At 62.2% G+C, this 15,076-nt stretch carries 17 protein-coding genes and 1 riboswitch; of the genes, 2 read left to right on the top strand and 15 right to left on the bottom strand.

Annotated elements, in window-relative coordinates; translation table 11 throughout:
• Window positions 1–2 precede the first annotated feature (2 nt).
• Window positions 3–461 (bottom strand): DUF302 domain-containing protein, encoded by a 459-nt coding sequence (locus RUM8411_RS02415; protein WP_085821012.1) that lies wholly within the window; start codon window positions 459–461, stop codon window positions 3–5.
• A gap of 33 nt (window positions 462–494) precedes the next feature.
• Here RUM8411_RS02415 and RUM8411_RS02410 point away from each other — a divergent pair, with 33 nt between their 5' ends.
• The gene (locus RUM8411_RS02410; RefSeq protein ID WP_234995112.1) at window positions 495–947 is read left to right on the top strand and encodes a DUF1636 family protein; all 453 of its coding nucleotides are present in this window, start codon (window positions 495–497) and stop codon (window positions 945–947) included.
• On the opposite strand, the gene RUM8411_RS02405 is transcribed toward RUM8411_RS02410, so the two are convergent.
• From RUM8411_RS02405 to cbiE, 9 genes are all read right to left on the bottom strand, one after another.
• Entirely contained in the window at window positions 944–1,438 is a 495-nt protein-coding gene (locus tag RUM8411_RS02405) for a hypothetical protein (RefSeq protein WP_085821011.1), read from the bottom strand. The genes RUM8411_RS02410 and RUM8411_RS02405 overlap by 4 nt on opposite strands.
• A 61-nt stretch (window positions 1,439–1,499) precedes the next feature.
• Window positions 1,500–2,198, bottom strand: coding sequence for a CbtA family protein (locus RUM8411_RS02400; protein ID WP_085821010.1), 699 nt, complete (start codon window positions 2,196–2,198; stop codon window positions 1,500–1,502).
• A 4-nt stretch (window positions 2,199–2,202) separates the two neighbouring features.
• Entirely contained in the window at window positions 2,203–2,373 is a 171-nt protein-coding gene (locus RUM8411_RS02395) for a CbtB domain-containing protein (RefSeq protein WP_085821009.1), read from the bottom strand.
• A gap of 36 nt (window positions 2,374–2,409) precedes the next feature.
• Window positions 2,410–2,616: riboswitch (cobalamin riboswitch) on the bottom strand.
• Between the two features lie 43 nt (window positions 2,617–2,659).
• On the bottom strand, window positions 2,660–3,403 hold the full coding sequence (gene cobF / locus RUM8411_RS02390; protein ID WP_085821008.1) for a precorrin-6A synthase (deacetylating): 744 nt from the start codon (window positions 3,401–3,403) through the stop codon (window positions 2,660–2,662).
• Window positions 3,396–4,124 carry a uroporphyrinogen-III C-methyltransferase gene (gene cobA / locus RUM8411_RS02385; RefSeq protein WP_085821007.1) on the bottom strand — a complete coding sequence of 243 codons (729 nt, stop codon included), beginning with the start codon at window positions 4,122–4,124 and terminating at the stop codon, window positions 3,396–3,398. Before cobA ends, cobF begins: the two co-directional genes overlap by 8 nt.
• Window positions 4,121–5,449: a cobyrinic acid a,c-diamide synthase CobB gene (locus RUM8411_RS02380; RefSeq protein ID WP_085821006.1), complete on the bottom strand. Its 1,329-nt coding sequence runs from the start codon at window positions 5,447–5,449 to the stop codon at window positions 4,121–4,123. The genes cobA and RUM8411_RS02380 overlap by 4 nt, the downstream gene beginning before the upstream one ends.
• A complete protein-coding gene (gene cobM, locus RUM8411_RS02375) occupies window positions 5,442–6,236 on the bottom strand; it encodes a precorrin-4 C(11)-methyltransferase (protein WP_085821005.1) in 795 nt (264 codons plus the stop codon). The genes RUM8411_RS02380 and cobM overlap by 8 nt, the downstream gene beginning before the upstream one ends.
• On the bottom strand, window positions 6,233–6,613 hold the full coding sequence (locus tag RUM8411_RS02370; RefSeq protein WP_085821004.1) for a cobalamin biosynthesis protein: 381 nt from the start codon (window positions 6,611–6,613) through the stop codon (window positions 6,233–6,235). Before RUM8411_RS02370 ends, cobM begins: the two co-directional genes overlap by 4 nt.
• Entirely contained in the window at window positions 6,610–7,809 is a 1,200-nt protein-coding gene (gene cbiE / locus RUM8411_RS02365; protein ID WP_085821003.1) for a precorrin-6y C5,15-methyltransferase (decarboxylating) subunit CbiE, read from the bottom strand. The genes RUM8411_RS02370 and cbiE overlap by 4 nt, the downstream gene beginning before the upstream one ends.
• Between cbiE and RUM8411_RS02360 the strand changes: the two genes are divergently transcribed.
• On the top strand, window positions 7,808–8,539 hold the full coding sequence (locus tag RUM8411_RS02360; RefSeq protein ID WP_085821002.1) for a cobalt-precorrin-6A reductase: 732 nt from the start codon (window positions 7,808–7,810) through the stop codon (window positions 8,537–8,539). The two genes, cbiE and RUM8411_RS02360, sit on opposite strands and share 2 nt — an antisense overlap.
• On the opposite strand, the gene cobJ is transcribed toward RUM8411_RS02360, so the two are convergent.
• Genes cobJ through cobN form a run of 5 tightly spaced genes read right to left on the bottom strand, consistent with a single transcriptional unit; the run spans window position 8,530 to window position 15,074 of the window.
• The gene (cobJ, locus tag RUM8411_RS02355; RefSeq protein WP_085821001.1) at window positions 8,530–9,294 is read right to left on the bottom strand and encodes a precorrin-3B C(17)-methyltransferase; all 765 of its coding nucleotides are present in this window, start codon (window positions 9,292–9,294) and stop codon (window positions 8,530–8,532) included. The genes RUM8411_RS02360 and cobJ overlap by 10 nt on opposite strands.
• Window positions 9,291–10,019, bottom strand: a complete 729-nt coding sequence (locus tag RUM8411_RS02350) for a precorrin-2 C(20)-methyltransferase (protein ID WP_085821000.1) — start codon at window positions 10,017–10,019, stop codon at window positions 9,291–9,293. The genes cobJ and RUM8411_RS02350 overlap by 4 nt, the downstream gene beginning before the upstream one ends.
• Entirely contained in the window at window positions 10,016–10,645 is a 630-nt protein-coding gene (locus RUM8411_RS02345) for a precorrin-8X methylmutase (protein ID WP_085820999.1), read from the bottom strand. The genes RUM8411_RS02350 and RUM8411_RS02345 overlap by 4 nt, the downstream gene beginning before the upstream one ends.
• Complete coding sequence (locus tag RUM8411_RS02340; RefSeq protein ID WP_085820998.1) at window positions 10,645–11,784, bottom strand: ferredoxin-like domain-containing protein; 1,140 nt, start codon at window positions 11,782–11,784, stop codon at window positions 10,645–10,647. The genes RUM8411_RS02345 and RUM8411_RS02340 overlap by 1 nt, the downstream gene beginning before the upstream one ends.
• Window positions 11,781–15,074 (bottom strand): cobaltochelatase subunit CobN, encoded by a 3,294-nt coding sequence (gene cobN, locus RUM8411_RS02335; RefSeq protein ID WP_085820997.1) that lies wholly within the window; start codon window positions 15,072–15,074, stop codon window positions 11,781–11,783. The genes RUM8411_RS02340 and cobN overlap by 4 nt, the downstream gene beginning before the upstream one ends.
• Window positions 15,075–15,076 lie beyond the last annotated feature (2 nt).

Raw genomic sequence — 15,076 nt, 5'->3', positions numbered from 1 at the left:
GACTATTTGACTGCAGATTCCGCCACTGTCTGGAACTTTGTGTCAAGATCAGCGGCAATATCCCTCAGGGGCTCTCCGCCCTCGTACACATAGGGTGCAAAGACAAAGCTGGGGGTTTTGTAAGACAGTGTGGCGCTGCCGTCATCATTTTCGGTCACGTAAAACCGGATCGGCGCTTCGATCATCGCATCGACCGAGGTTTCCAGCACGCGCACGGCAAAATCGTTGTTAAAGACCCCGATCACCAGATTGCCTGGAATGGTGATGCCCCGCGCGGCGGCAGCTTTGGTGGGGCCAGCCTGCGTGACCACAATCAGACCGTTTTCCTTTACGGCCGCTTTGGTATCCGCGACAAGCTGGTCATAGCTTTTGTCCGTAGAGTAGACCGCCCATCCCGACAGCGGCTCGTCCGCCCATAGGGGCAGGGCCAGAAAGCAGAGCATAGCCCACAAGGCGCGCATAACAGTGTCTCCTGTTTTATGTCGGACCAATTGATGGCAGAAAACGAGGCACGGCGCACTCACAAACACGTGCGTATTCAGGATTGCGCCGACCGTCATAAAACCGCAGAAACGTGCGGACGTCAGGATATGAGGCCGTTTGTGGACAAGTTACGCCTATCAATCTGCAGCAGTTGCGCGGGCGCGCGTGACCACGCGGCCGAGGCACAGGCTGTGCAAACCACACTCACCCAAGCCGGGCTTGAGGAACGGGTTGAGTTTGCCACACATGCCTGTTTCAGCAGTTGCGCCGAACCGACTGCACTGGCGCTGCAAAGTGCGGGGCGTGCGTCGTATGTGTTTTCCGGGATCAATGTGGTTGCAGACGCCGGGGACATCGCCAAGACCTGTCAGACCTATCTGGACAGTCCCAAGGGCTGGATCGAAGACGCCCGGCCTTGCGGGCGGCTTCGGATGTGTTTGCGTACGCGAATTCCAGCGCTTTAGTCGACCTGAACGGTGACCACCGCGCGGACAGGCACATTGTCGACGGTCAACGGGCTGTGACTGTTAGCGTTCAATGAAACTTCGACCTCGACCGCGCCTTTGGGTAAGGCTGGAATATGCATCCAGTTGCCGTAAAGTCGGCCAAGTTTTTCACCGTTGATGTAGACGTGCGCATGACCTTCGCCGTCTTTTTCTGCCGCCGACGCGCTTTCCGGAGCGAACCGGAAATTCTGCGGCATCACGTGCAGGTTCCAACCGGCCATAGGATCTGGAATCACTGCAATCGCAACGCTGGGCGCATCCGCACCTGCAGGCAGGTTCACAGGGGTCGAGTGGTCATGTGCCATCGCTTCGGCCTGTACGCCGCCGTGGTGGGATGGGTCGCCATGGTCGTGGCCATCAAAAGTTACGCCATTGGCGGCGGCCAGAACAAATCCGGCCCCGCCGCCGAACACCAGTCCGATGGCAAAAAGGGCAAGTGAGCGTGCCATTTTATTTCCTTGAAAACAAAAAGAAACGCGCCGGGGAATGCCCGGCGCGCGTTTTTCTAAATCAGGCCGTCGCCGCAGCGCGCTTGCCTTCGGTTTGCCAGAAATACCCGGCAAAAGCGCCAACCAGAACCCAGGCAACCAGGCCGATGCCAAAGGCGCGGGCCGCAAACAGGGCGCCGATTTCGGTTGGGACAGGGCCGGTGAATACGTCCGGCTCGGGCGCGCCGATCAGGTGCGGGGCCATCAGCAGGGCAGCTGCGATCAAATAGCTGATCAGATTGCCGCCAAAGGCTATCAGCCACAGCGCCACAAGCGCCGCCGCAACAGTGGCAAACCACCAGACCTGTCGGGCATAGACGTCAGCCGCGGCAACGCCCGGCACTTCGGGTGCCAAAGTGAAGCCGGGTGCCAGATGGAACGCGACAAATCCCGCCAGGCCCCACAATACACCGGTTCGGCCATCAATCGTGTGACCTTGTCCTTCAGCCACCGACATCAGCGCAACCATCACCAGCGCGTAACCGGTATAAGTCAGCATGGTAAAGATGACGCTCAGCGCGTCGCGGGTCAATTCTGAGAACATGCCCGGCAGTTCGGGATGGGCGGACACCGCCTCTGCTCCGAAATGCACCAGCTCTCCGGATTCGTACAGTTCCGCGTGCAGTAAGACAGGTTGCACAAAGACCAACTGCAGCAAGGCGGCAATCAGCCCTGCTGCAGCACCAGCGAACAACGCGCTGGTCAGAATACGACTGAACATGGTCTTAGTGGCAGGGGAAGCCGGTTGCGTGACGCACGTCATGTGCGGCGTCATGCAGCGCTGCGGCTTGAACGTGACCCGTCAGCGTGATGAGGCCCAGACCCAAAACCACTGCGAACATGACCGGAAAAAAGCCTGTGCGCGCGGCGGATGCTGTTTTTGTTTGTGTTGCCATTACTAGTTCTCCTCTGCCGTCGCACCCGACGGCTGGTGTTACGATTCACGCCTGGCAGGTCTCCTGGCTTGCGGGTCGATGCCTCTGTTCGCCTTCCCCCTGAAAACAGGAGTGGCTGGTTGAACAGGAGCTCTCCGCTTACAGTCGCGGGGGCGGCTCTGGACTTGACTGAACGGGCAGTCGCACCAAATTCCCTCTTAGCATCCGGATGTCTCCGGCGGGACCAGACGTCTCCATTTAGCCGCTATGCCTGCAAGGGCGCAATCGTCATTTGCGACCTTTCAGGTCAGATCACGCGCTTTTTCAGCAAATAGATATCCATGATCCAGCCATGATCCGTACGCGCCCGCGCCCGGGTTTCCAGAATCTGCACGGACACGTCGGCCAAAGGTCCGCTGATCAGCAGTTCTTCTTTCATGCCCACGTAAGCGCCCCACCAGATGTCATAATCCTGCATTTCAAGGTTTTGAAAAGCGCATTCTCCATCCAGCATCACCGCTGCTGTTGTGGCATCTGGTGGCCAGCCCTCATCCCGAATGCGCCGTCCGGTTGTCACGACATAGGGCGCGCCCAGATCATTAATCGGAATCGCATGTGCTGCCGTCAGTGCCTGTAGGGCGGTGATGCCGGGAATCACCTGCGTCTGCGGTTTGGGGGTTAGCCGTGCGGCGATTCGCAGCGAACTGTCGTACAAAGACGGATCGCCCCAGATCAACAGGGCCACATTGCGCGCTTGCGGATGAGCCGAGATCGCTTTCTGCCAGCGCAAGGCAATCGCGTCGTGCCAGTCGTCCACCCCGCGCAGATACCCGTCGTCGACGCGCCGCTTGGGTATGTCAAAATAGGCAATCAGTGGCGGCGTGTCGGTGACCTGAGTGATAATCTCTTCCCGCAGCCCGACAAGATCGGCTTTGTTCTCGCCTTTTCGAGGGATCAGGATCAGGTCCGCGGTCCGAATGGCCCGCGCACCCTGATAAGTCAAATGGTTGGGGTTGCCGGTGCCAATGCCGATCAAGGTCAGGTCAAACATTGCCGACCTCAGCCAGCGGGCCATAAAGGATCAGCGCCGGGGCAGTTCCGATCTCGGTCTCTAATTGTGCGGACAACGCACCAACGGTTGCACGGTGCAGTTTCTGATCCGGGGTCGAAACGGATTCAGCCATCATTGCCTGAGTATCCAAGGGCAAGCCATGCGCATGCAGCGCTTTCACCAGCAAAGGGAAAGTTCGCTTGCCCATGAATACAACTGTTGTGGCATCAGGATCGGCCAAAGCGGGCAGGTTCAGGTCTTCGGGCAGTTTGCCGCTGACGTCATGGCCAGTCACAAACTGAACCCGCCGGGCGGTCAACCGTCGGGTCAGTGGAATGCCCGCCGCTGCAGCCGCTGCCACAGCCGAAGGGATGCCGGGTATGATCTCATAGTCGATCTCGGCCGCGCGCAGCGCCGTCAGCTCTTCCTCTAGCCGCCCGAATAACCCGCCATCGCCGGACTTCAACCGCACGACGCGGGCGCCGGTTTTGGCATAGTCCACCAGCAACTGGCTAACGTGATTCTGTTTGGGCGAGGGGCGCCCGGCGCGTTTGCCGACGCCCACCAGGTCGGCGTCGTCACGCGCATGGCTCAGGATCGGGCCGCTGCTGAGGTCGTCGAACAGCACAGCATCCGCCTTCTGCATCCGGTCCACCGCTTTCAACGTCAACAACTCGGGGTCTCCGGGGCCCGAGCCGACGAACGAGACAAAGCCACTCATGCCGAGGCCTCCGCGATCAGGTGAAAGAAGGTGCCGGTCACATGGCCGCGTACGGACCCGGTCTGTGGCCCTTCTGCGCCTTCGGCGTCAAACACCCGCGCCAGCGCAGCGTCAGGCTGATCGAGGATCGAGGAATAGTGGAACTCATGCCCACGCAAACCAGACCCCGTCGAAAACCCGGGCATCGGCGCCAGCAGTTCCGCCCGACGGTATCCAAGGTTGAACTTGCGTTTTTCGTATGAGGTCACCAGCCCCAGCAGCCCGGCCATTTCATGTCGAACGCCGTCCTTGTCGACCAGCGCCTGGCCAAGCGCCATATACCCACCGCATTCACCATGCACCGGCTTGGTTTCTGCGTGTTTGCGTAACCCGCCCAAAAAGGTTCCGGCCGCAGCCAATGTACCTGCATGCAATTCAGGATATCCGCCGGGCAGCCACACCAGATCGGCATCTGGTGCGGGGGCTTCGTTCGCCAAGGGCGAAAAGGGCAGAATTTCAGCCCCAGCGGCCCGCCAGCCTTTCAGCAAATGCGGATAGGTGAACGAAAACGCCGCATCCCTAGCCAGCGCGATCCGCTGGGCAGGCGGGCGCGGCAGCGCGGCTGACGATGGCCCACTGGGGCCTGAGGAAGCCGCCTTTTTGATTGCCTCCAAATCCACGTGTTCCCGCAGAAAGGCTGCATAACCGACAATCGCACTTTCCAGATCGGGGTGCTCGACCGCCTGGATCAGGCCCAGATGCCGCTCGGGCAAAGTCAGATCACCACGACGTGGCAGCACACCCAGCACCGGCATACCTGCACGTTCCATGCCCAGCCGCGTCAACCTCTCATGCCGAGGGCTGGCGCAGCGGTTCAGTATCACGCCCGCAAAGGGCAAGTCCGGATTGTACATCCGAAACCCCAGCGCCGTGGCTGCCGCAGACTGCGCCTGGCCACCCACATCCAGCACCAGCACCACAGGCCAACCCATGCGCTGCGCGGTTTCAGCGCTGGAGCCATGGCCCAATTCTCCGGGTTTGGCGACGCCATCAAACAGACCCATTGAGCCCTCGGCGACCACAATATCGGCCCCATCCGCCTGAGCGGAAATCGCACTCAGCAGCGGGTCGCCCATCGCCCAGCTGTCCAGATTGAACGAAGCCCGCCCAGCCGCAGCCCGGTGAAAGGCCGGATCGATGTAGTCAGGGCCGCTCTTGAACGGTTGCACAGTCAGCCCGTCTTCGGCCAGCGCGCGCAGCAGGCCTAGCATGACGGTGGTTTTACCGGTGCCCGAAGAGGGCGCGGATATCAGCACACCCGGAGGGTTGGTCATCGCTTCATTCATTCTCGGGGCTCCAACTTGACCACGGGCTATCTGTGCTTTGCGGGCGGTAGCGGCGGTCGTAATCTTTGGAATACAAACAGCTTTCGTCGAACCCTTCTCCGGCCAGCGCCGGGCCGACCAAGATCAGAGCGGTGCGCGAGATGCTCTCGTCCAGCGCGTCCTTCAGGGTATTCAAAGTGGCGCGGATGATCCGCTCGTCCGGCCAGCTGGCCCGGTAGACAACGGCCACAGGGCTATCCGCGCCATAGGCGGGGACCAGATCGGCGATGACCGTGTCCAAATTGCCGATCGACAGGTGGATGGCGAGGGTCGCGCCGGTGCGCGCGAAGTTTTTCAGCGTTTCGCCCTCGGGCATCGAGGACGCGCGCCCCGGCGTTCTGGTCAGAACCACCGATTGCGCCAGTCCCGGCAAGGTCAGTTCCGTGCCCAATGCAGCAGCGGCGGCCGCAAAAGACGGCACGCCCGGCGTGACACTGACAGGAATCCCCATCTCTTTCAGTCGTCGGATCTGTTCACCCATGGCCGACCAGACGGACAGGTCACCGGAGTGCAGCCGCGCCACGTCCTGACCGGCCTGATGTGCAGCGTCGATCTCGGCCATGATCTGGTTCAGGTCCATTGGTGCGGTGTTGACGATCTTTGCGCCCTCGGGGCAGTGGCTCAGAATTTCTTCGGGCACCAGCGATCCAGCATAGAGGCACACGCGACAAGACGCGATGATATCGCGCCCGCGCAAGGTCAGAAGGTCGGCGGCACCCGGTCCGGCGCCGATGAAGTGAACGGTCATGTTTGTCCTCCGATGGCGACGGCGCAAGTGGCAAGCCGGTCGTCCGAGATGTGTCTGGGTGAGGTCAGCCGCGCACCCGGACCACCCAGAGCACCGGCGGCGGCAAGAGCGGATGCCTCAGCCACGCTGCCGGTGCCATAAGTGGCGCGGCTGCGGGCCGAGCAGGTGAGGGTGCGTTGCCCCGCCAGATCGGCGGGGGCGACGAAATGTAAGGGTAAGGCGATGGTCTGGACGAATGCCGCAAGGGCGGCGTGGCCTTCTTTGTCGGCGACGGTCGCAATCGCGTCGACCCGCCTGTCGGTACTGGCGCGCTCAAAGGCCATACGCAGGCTGTCAACGGTTGCCGCTGACGAAAATCCCAGGCCCGCGACGATCATAGGGTCACGCTCCACTGCACTACGGGGTAGGCGGATTTCCAGCCGCGCCTTGGGCCAAGGGCCGAGGCCTGCGCCAGTTCAATGCGCAGCAGCTCTCCGCCAAGCGTTTCGTGCCAGTGCGCCAGCAAGGCTTCGCTCTCCAAAGTCACCGCGTTGGCGATCAGACGCGTGCCCGCTGGCAGGGAAGTTTGCAGCCATTCCAGCAACGCGGTGCTTAGCCCGCCGCCGATGAAAACCACATCGGGCAGAGCCAGGCCGGTCAACGCATCGGGGGCCGTGCCATGCACCACGTTCAGCCGATCCTGACCCAGCATATCCGCGTTGCGGCGAATACGCTCGGCCCGGTCGGCGCGGGGCTCGATTGAGGTGGCGGTCAAGGTCGGATCGCACATCAGCCATTCGATGCTGATGGACCCAGTTCCACCCCCGATATCCCACAAGTGCTCATCCCGTTGCGGGGCCAGCGCTGACAGGGTTAATGCACGAACTGGACGTTTAGTGATCTGGCCGTCGGTCTCAAAAATCTCATCCGGTTTACCCGAGGCCTTGGGGAACGCGGCGCCGTGGCCTGCGACCTCAAGCCCGACGCAGACCGGGTGGTCGAAGCCGCCCAGCAACGCCTCGGTCAGCGACACATTGCGCGACCGTTCACGGGCGCCGCCAAGCGCCTCCATCACATGCAGGCGGGTGTCAGCAAAGCCGGTTTCGGTCAGGTAGGTGGCCAGCTCGGCCACCGCCGCGCCGTTGCGCAGCAGCAAGATTGCGCGCAGCCCGGGGGCCAGATGCGGGCGCAACCGTGTCAGCGGGGCCGCGTGCAGGCCAAAGGTCTGGGTGGCCTCCAGCGGCCAACCCAGCCGCGCGGCGGCTAGCGAAAAGGTGGATTGGCCGGGCAGGGCGGCCCATTCCCCGGCATCGAAATTGCGTGCGATCACCGACCCCGCGCCGAACCAGAATGGATCACCCGAAGCCAAAACCACAGTCGGACGGCCACGAAATCCGGTCAGAATGGGCAGGCCATCGGCAAAAGGCACAGGCCATTCGATCCGCTGTCCGGTGCTGTCGGGGATCAGAGATAGGTGCCGCGGTGGGCCCATAATGATCTCGGCCCGCTCAAGCACTTGACGACTTGCGGGCGGCAGGCCATCCAGTCCATCTTCGCCCAAGCCCAGAACGGTCAGCCACGGAGCATCAGACATGACCAACCTCCTGATCCTTGGCGGTACGACCGAAGCCAACGCACTGGCCAAAGCTGTGGCCCAGCTGGGTATCCCGGCGACCTATTCCTATGCGGGACGGGTGGAAAACCCGCGCCCGCAACCGTTGCCGATGCGTGTCGGTGGATTTGGTGGGGCTGCCGGGCTTGCGCGCTATCTGTCCGATTCCGCGGTTACTCATGTCATTGATGCCACCCATCCTTTTGCCGCGCAGATGAGCGGCAATGCGGTCGCGGCATGTGCCGAGACAGGCGTGCCGTTGGCCGCGCTGACCCGCCCGGAATGGGCCGCACAGGACGGCGATCGCTGGCAGCACGTACCCGACATCGCCGCCGCTGTTGCCGCGCTGTCGGGTCCGGCGCAGCGTGTTTTTCTGGCCGTCGGTCGGATGCATCTTGAGGATTTCGCGGCCCAACCCCAGCACCGCTACTTGCTGCGGTTGGTGGATGAGCCGGACATGCTGCCGCTGCCGAATTGCGATGTGGTTGTGTCGCGCGGGCCGTTCACATTTGAAGAGGATCTGGCACTGACAATACGCCATGAGACCCAATTGGTCGTGTCCAAGAACGCAGGTGGCACCGGCGCACGGGCCAAGCTTGACGCGGCGCGGGTGCAGGGCGTGCCGGTGCTGATGATTGACCGTCCGACCCTGCCAAAGCGGGTTGAATTTTCGGGCGTGACGCAGGTTCTGGACTGGCTGACTCATCCTTGATCCCCGGCTTCGGTGAACCTCGGAGTGTAGACTATTGGGGCCGCATTGCGCTCGATCACGCGGGTCAGGGATGATCCCACGATGACCACCGTTTGCATGTCGGCCATGTCCGGCGTTGCCTCGGCCAATGTGGATATCCGGATCGCCTCATCCGGGCGTGATACCGCGCGGGCGAACAGGATCAGGCGTTCGGGTTCGCATTCCTCACGCAGGATTTCCAGCGTTTTTACAAAGCCTTCCGGACGGGACTTTGACCGTGGATTGTAGAATGCCATGGCGAAATCCCCCTGCGCCGCCAGACGCAGACGTTTTTCGATCAAAGACCAAGGTTTGAGATTGTCGCTGAGGTTGATGGCACAGAAATCATGTCCCAATGGCGCCCCCGCGCGCGCCGAAGCCGCCAGCATTGCCGTAATGCCCGGCAGCACGTCGATGGGGATGTCGCGCCATTCCGGGGGGCCGTTTTCCAACGCCTCAAACACCGCAGCTGCCATGGCAAAGACGCCCGGATCACCCGAAGAGACCACGACCACACGTTTGCCTTCGGCCGCCATTTGCAGCGCATGTTGTGAGCGGTCAATCTCAACCCGGTTGTCGCTGGCATGCAGGGTCAGACCGGGGCGTTCCGCCACACGCGCAACGTAAGGGATATAGCCGACCACATCCGTTGCCTCGGCCAAGACTGCTGAGACCTGCGATGTCACAAGTTCCTCACTGCCAGGGCCCAGCCCCGCGATTTTGACCCAGCCGCTCATGGTCGTCGGCCTTGACCGTGCACGATGATGATCGAGAAATAAGGGGTCACTTTCTCACAGGCCTCGGACAGTTTCGTTACCGTCTGGTTTGGCATCTGGGCGAATTCCACGATCCACGCCCGGTCAAAGAGACCGGCGGTTTTCAGCGCCCGCTTTACCTTGTCGATATTGCGTCCGATTTTCATCACCACCAGCGCATCTGTTTGCGCCATGCGTCGCGACAGATCGTCCTCGGGCAACGTGCCGACCAGCACAGTCAACACGTCGTCGCCCCAGGTGATCGGGTCTCCGGTCGCGGTCCAGGCACCGGACATGCCGGTGATCGCGGGAACCACTTCGATATCAGATTTTCCGCGCAACCGACTGTAAAGGTGCATAAAAGACCCATAGAAGAACGGGTCACCTTCGCACAAAACCACAATGTCCTCGCCTTGTTCGGACAAGGTTTTCAAATGCGCAGCACAGTCTTCGTAAAACGCCGAGAGCAGCTCATTGTAACGCGGGTCGGTCAATGGGATTTCCGTGGTCACGGGGTATTCCATTGGGAACTCAATGGCACCTTCGGGGATCATGCCATTGACGATCTTGCGCGCTTGACCGCTGCGCCCCGGCTTGCGGAAAAAGGCGACGTGGCGGGCATTGCGCAACAGACGATCTGCCCGAACGCTCATCAGGTCCGGGTCGCCGGGGCCGAGGCCCACGCCGTATATTGTACCGACGCTCATTCCGCGCGGCTCGCAATGGCGTTGACGGCGGCGACCGTGATGGCGCTGCCGCCCAGACGGCCCTGTACGATGCACGATGGCACCGGCTGCGCCTGCCATAGCGCGTCCTTGGATTCGACCGCGCCGACAAAACCCACCGGGCAGCCGATGATGGCAGCAGGGCGCGGGCAGTCAGGGTCTTCCAGCATATTCAACAAATGGAACAGTGCAGTTGGCGCGTTGCCGATGGCGACCAGCGCGCCCTCCAGATGTGGACGCCACAGTTCCAGCGCGGCAGCGGACCGGGTATTGCCCATCTTCGCGGCCAGCGGGCGCACACGTTCGTCGTGCAACGGGCAGATCACCTCGTTATCGGCGGGCAGGCGGAACCGGGTCACGCCTTCGCTGACCATGCGTGCGTCACACAAGATCGGCGCGCCATTTTCCAACGCGGTACGCGCCGCGGCGACAAATCCGGGTGAGAAATGCACGAACTCTTCCAGCCCGACCATTCCTGCGGCGTGGATCATCCGGACAGCGACCTGTTCCTCATCGGGGTCGAAGCGGGTCAGATCGGCCTCGGACCGGATGGTGGCAAAGCTCTGTTTGTAAATCGCCGCGCCATCGGTTTCGTATTCATAAGGCATCAGGTCAGGTCCATGGTCATAAGTGTTTCGAGGGTCAGGCTGCGCTGGCAGGGCTCATCCCCTGCGCAGCCATGTTTGACAAGATCAAACCGCCCGTCATTGCCAACCAAAGTGAAATCTGCGGCGCGCATCCGGGCACATCCCTTGGAACACCCTGACACATGCAGGCTGCCGGAAACGCGTCGGGCCAAAGCGCGGGCGATGTCGCGGGTTTCAACTTGCGCCTGCGGGCAGAGCGGCGCCCCGGGGCAGGCGTCGGTGGTCATCAGCGGGTCGGTGCCATCTGTGACAAAACCCGGGGCAGGTATCGCCGCCCCGCCTTCCAGCAGGATCAACCGCCATGGGGTGACGCGCAGGGCAACGGCGTTACCGCTCTTAATCAGGTCACGAAGCTGGTGTGCAGGTAATTGTCCGAATGCCGCGCCATAAAGCGTGCCAAGATCGCAGGGCCCGGGTTGCAGCGGGCTGCCAATCGCACTCAGTGCAGCACCTTGCCACTTTTGCGGTAGATCCCCAAGGGCAACCACCCGCGCCATGCGGCGCGATTCAGGTGTGTATCTGTCGGCAAACCAACGTGCCAGCATGATCAGCTCGTCGATGGCATCACCCTCGGTCACGTGCAGCCCGGTGTCCGCCCCATCGGCGCGCAAAATCAGCCTGTCGGCTCTGGCTTCCAGCCGGATATCGGCCGAATCCTTTGCCAACAGGCGTTCTGGGCCTGTGTCTATGGCAAAACCAAACTTGGCGGGCAGGGTGGGTAACTCTGCCAGTCGGTCGATCAGGTGCTGCGTCAGGCGCGCGGTCAGATCGCCCGCTTGATACAGAGGAGAGACCAGAATGTTACGCCGCACTTCGATGCCCGGATCGGCGTCCAGCAGGTTCAGGGCGGCCAGTTCCGTCAAAAGTGTCTGATGATCAGCTTCTTTGACCCCGCGCAATTGAAGATTGGCCCGGTTGGTCAGATCGATGGTACCATTGCCAAACCGTTGGGCCAGATCGCAAAGCCCCAAGACCTGACTGACTTCAAGTCGCGCCAGTCGCGGCCTTACCCGAACAACCAGCCCATCGCCCGACATCATCGGACGGTGGGCGCCGGGGCACCATCCCTGAACGATTGGCTTGGCCAAAGGCACGCTCATCTCAACCCCTCCAGATCGGCCCGGATTGAGTTCCGGCGCGTGGTCCACAGCCCCGCCTCCAAAAGCGCGCGAAAGCGGTCCTGCATGGCCTGATGCGCTTGCGGGTTGCTCTCTTGCAGGAAGGCGTCGACCTGCGGATCGCCCAGCGTCGCGTCGTGGTACAGGTCGAACAGATGCGACGCGACGGTGCCGGACAAATGCGCAAAGCTCGCCATATGATCCAGCGTCGCGGCAATTTCTGCGGCCCCGCGAAACCCGTGCCGCTGCATGCCCGCAATCCAGCCGGGGTTGGTGGCCCGCGCGTGAACAACGCGGCTGATCTCTTCGGGCAGGGTGCGCGCGCGCGGGTTCTCCGGGTTGGTATTGTCTAGATGATACAGCTGGGCGGTGCCGCCGGTAACCTTCTTGGCGGCTGCAAAACCAGCCTCATGCGTGGCGTAGTCATTGGCCAGCAGCAGGTCGGTTTCGGTCAGGTCCTGCAGGTGCACAAAGCTGTCGGCATTGGCGACACGCCGGGTGATGCCGTCCCGGTCCTGCGCGATATGCTCACCCTCCAATGCGAAAGAGCTGGCCTCCAGCCATGCTTCTCCGGCCTGCGTGCGGGCTTCATCGGTGTAGGTTTCCGAGAGGTGGGTCATGTTCAGACCATAGCTGCCGGGTGCAGGGCCAAAGACCCGAGCCGCGGGGGCCTGACCCGCGTAGGGGTTCCAATCCTGGGCCTCATCCCGCGCCGACAGCGCCCGTACCGCCTGACCGTAAAGCGCCGACAGCGTCGGAAACACATCGCGGAACAGGCCCGAGACGCGCAGGGTCACATCCAGACGCGGACGGTTGAGGTCGGTGATGGGCAGCACTTCGATGCCAGAAACCCGCTCGGACCCTTTGTCCCAGACCGGTTTGACACCCAGCAGGTGCAGCGCCATGGCGAATTCCTCGCCTGCGGTGCGCATGGTGGCCGAGCCCCAGAGATCGACAATCAGCCCCTTGGGGTAATCGCCTTCTTCCTGCAGGTGACGCCGGACCAGTTCTTCGGCCAGTTTCACACCTTGGGTATAGGCGGCGCGGGTCGGGACCGAACGTGGATCGGTGGTGTAGAGGTTCCGCCCCGTCGGTAGCACATCCGACCGCCCGCGATAGGGGGAACCTGAGGGGCCAGCCTCAATCCGTTTGCCCGCCAACGCGTCGATCAGGGCGCTGCGTTCGGCATGGGCCGAGGGGGCGGCGTCGAAATTGCCCGTCACTTTGGGCGCGCGGCCGAAGATATGCAGCCCATCGCCGAACTGGCTTTCCTTGATGTCACAGACAAAACGGTCGATACGTGTGATCGCCTCGGTGCTACAGGTGGCCTGATCCAGACCCAGATCATTTTCCAGCCCGATGGCCTGCGCCTCATCCCGGATATCGGATTGCAGTCGGTCGCGCCGTTTGGGATCCAACCCGTCCGCATTGGAAAACTCGTCCAGCAGCGATTCCAACCGTACCATCCGATCCGGTGTGCCGCTTTCTTTCATAGGGGGCGGGATATGTCCCAATGTGACCGCCCCGATCCGGCGCTTGGCCTGCGCGGCTTCGCCTGGATCGTTGACGATAAAGGGGTAGATCACCGGAAGATCGCGGATCAACACCTCGGGCCAGCATTCCTGGGACAGGGCGACCGATTTTCCGGGCAGCCATTCCAGCGTGCCGTGCGCCCCGATGTGGATCAAAGCGTCCGCGCCCAGACCCTGACGCAGCCACAGGTAAAACGCGACATAGCCGTGGCGCGGGGTGCGCGACAGGTCGTGATATTCGTCTTCCCGCAGTTCCGGCGTACCGCGTTCGGGTTGCAGCGCCACCAACGCCTTACCACGCCGCAGGGCAGTGAAGTGAAACGCGCCACCAGCGAAGGACGGGTCGTTCTCGGGTCCGCCCCAGACGGTTTGCAGATCTGCGCGCAGGGATTCCGGAACGTCTGCCAGCGCCGACAGATAGTCCTTTAGAGGCCAGGTTAGCCGAGCGCCCAGCAGTGTGTCAGTTATTGGTTCGGCGGGCGCGGTCTTATAGCCTTCGGTTTGCAGATCGGACAGCATCGCCTCGGCTGACGCCAGCGCATCCAGGCCGACCGCATGGGCCATCTGCCAATTCTTGCCCGGATATGTGGATAAGATCAGCGCCGGGATCTGATCTGCCTTTGGCTTATCGTTCAGGTTCAGCCAGCCGCTTACGCGGTCTATGATCGCCTCGATCCGTTCCGGCTCGGCCCGGTGGGCAAAGCGCGAATACTCCAGATATGGGTCGCGTTTGCCCGGTTCTTTGAACGAGGCGATACCCGCCGAAATCCTCCCGTCCACTTCGGGCAGCACCACGTGCATGGCGAGATCGGCAGGGGATAGGCCCCGTTCCGCCTCGGCCCAGGCCTTACGGCGTGCCGTGGATAGCGCGACCTGGAACACAGGGACATTGGCGGCGTCCAGAGGAGAGGTGCCCGACGCGCCTTTGCCCGAGAACGAGGTGGCGTTGATGATCGCCGAAGGGGCCAGCGCGACGATTTGTTCGCGCAGCCACGCAGCGGCGTTAGGCGCTTTCAGCGAAGGCGCGAATACCCCGACCGCGTCAAACCCACGGGCACGCAAGCCGTGGACCAGCGCCGCGACTGGCGCGGTATCCGCCGAGGTCAGGTAAGCCCGGTAGAACGTCACAACAATGCGTTTCGCGTCGCCGGTAAAGGCTTTGTCGACCGGGATGACCCCACGATCCGGGCACCATGCTCCGCATTCGGGGATTGTTTTGGCCCCCATGACCGGTCCGGCATAAAGCCCCGCCGCCAGAGCCATCTGTGCCAGAGCAGCCTGCGCTGCAACTTCGCCGCCGGTGTCACACAAATGCGCCAGACGCCGAAGGGTCGAGACGGGCAGGGTGGAATACTCGTCCAGCCGCGTGTCTTCACGCCCGTCGGCGGGCAGGACTGCCAAAGCGATGCCTTTGCTCTGCGCCAGCGCCAGCGCCTGCTGCAACCCGTAAGCCCAGTAGGGCACGCCGCCGATCAGACGGATCAGGATGCCTTTGGCGCCCTCCAGCGTCTGTTCGACATAGGTGTCGACGGACAGCGGATGTTTCAGCGCGGTCAGATTGGCCAGCCGCATCGTCGGCATCCGTCCCTCGGACCCACCACCGCGATGCCAGCCTGCCGCGAAAGCGCCTAGGTCGCTGTCCGAGAACGACAACACCACCAAATCCGCTGGGCTCTGGCCCAGGTCGGTTGGGGTCTCGGTCTCTTCTAACCCGTGGCTTTCGCGGAAGACGACGTGCATTT

The organism is Ruegeria meonggei, from assembly GCF_900172215.1.
GTDB lineage: Bacteria > Pseudomonadota > Alphaproteobacteria > Rhodobacterales > Rhodobacteraceae > Ruegeria > Ruegeria meonggei.
The sequence above is the reverse complement of the archived record's forward strand: the minus strand, read 5'-3'. Positions and strand labels throughout refer to the sequence as shown.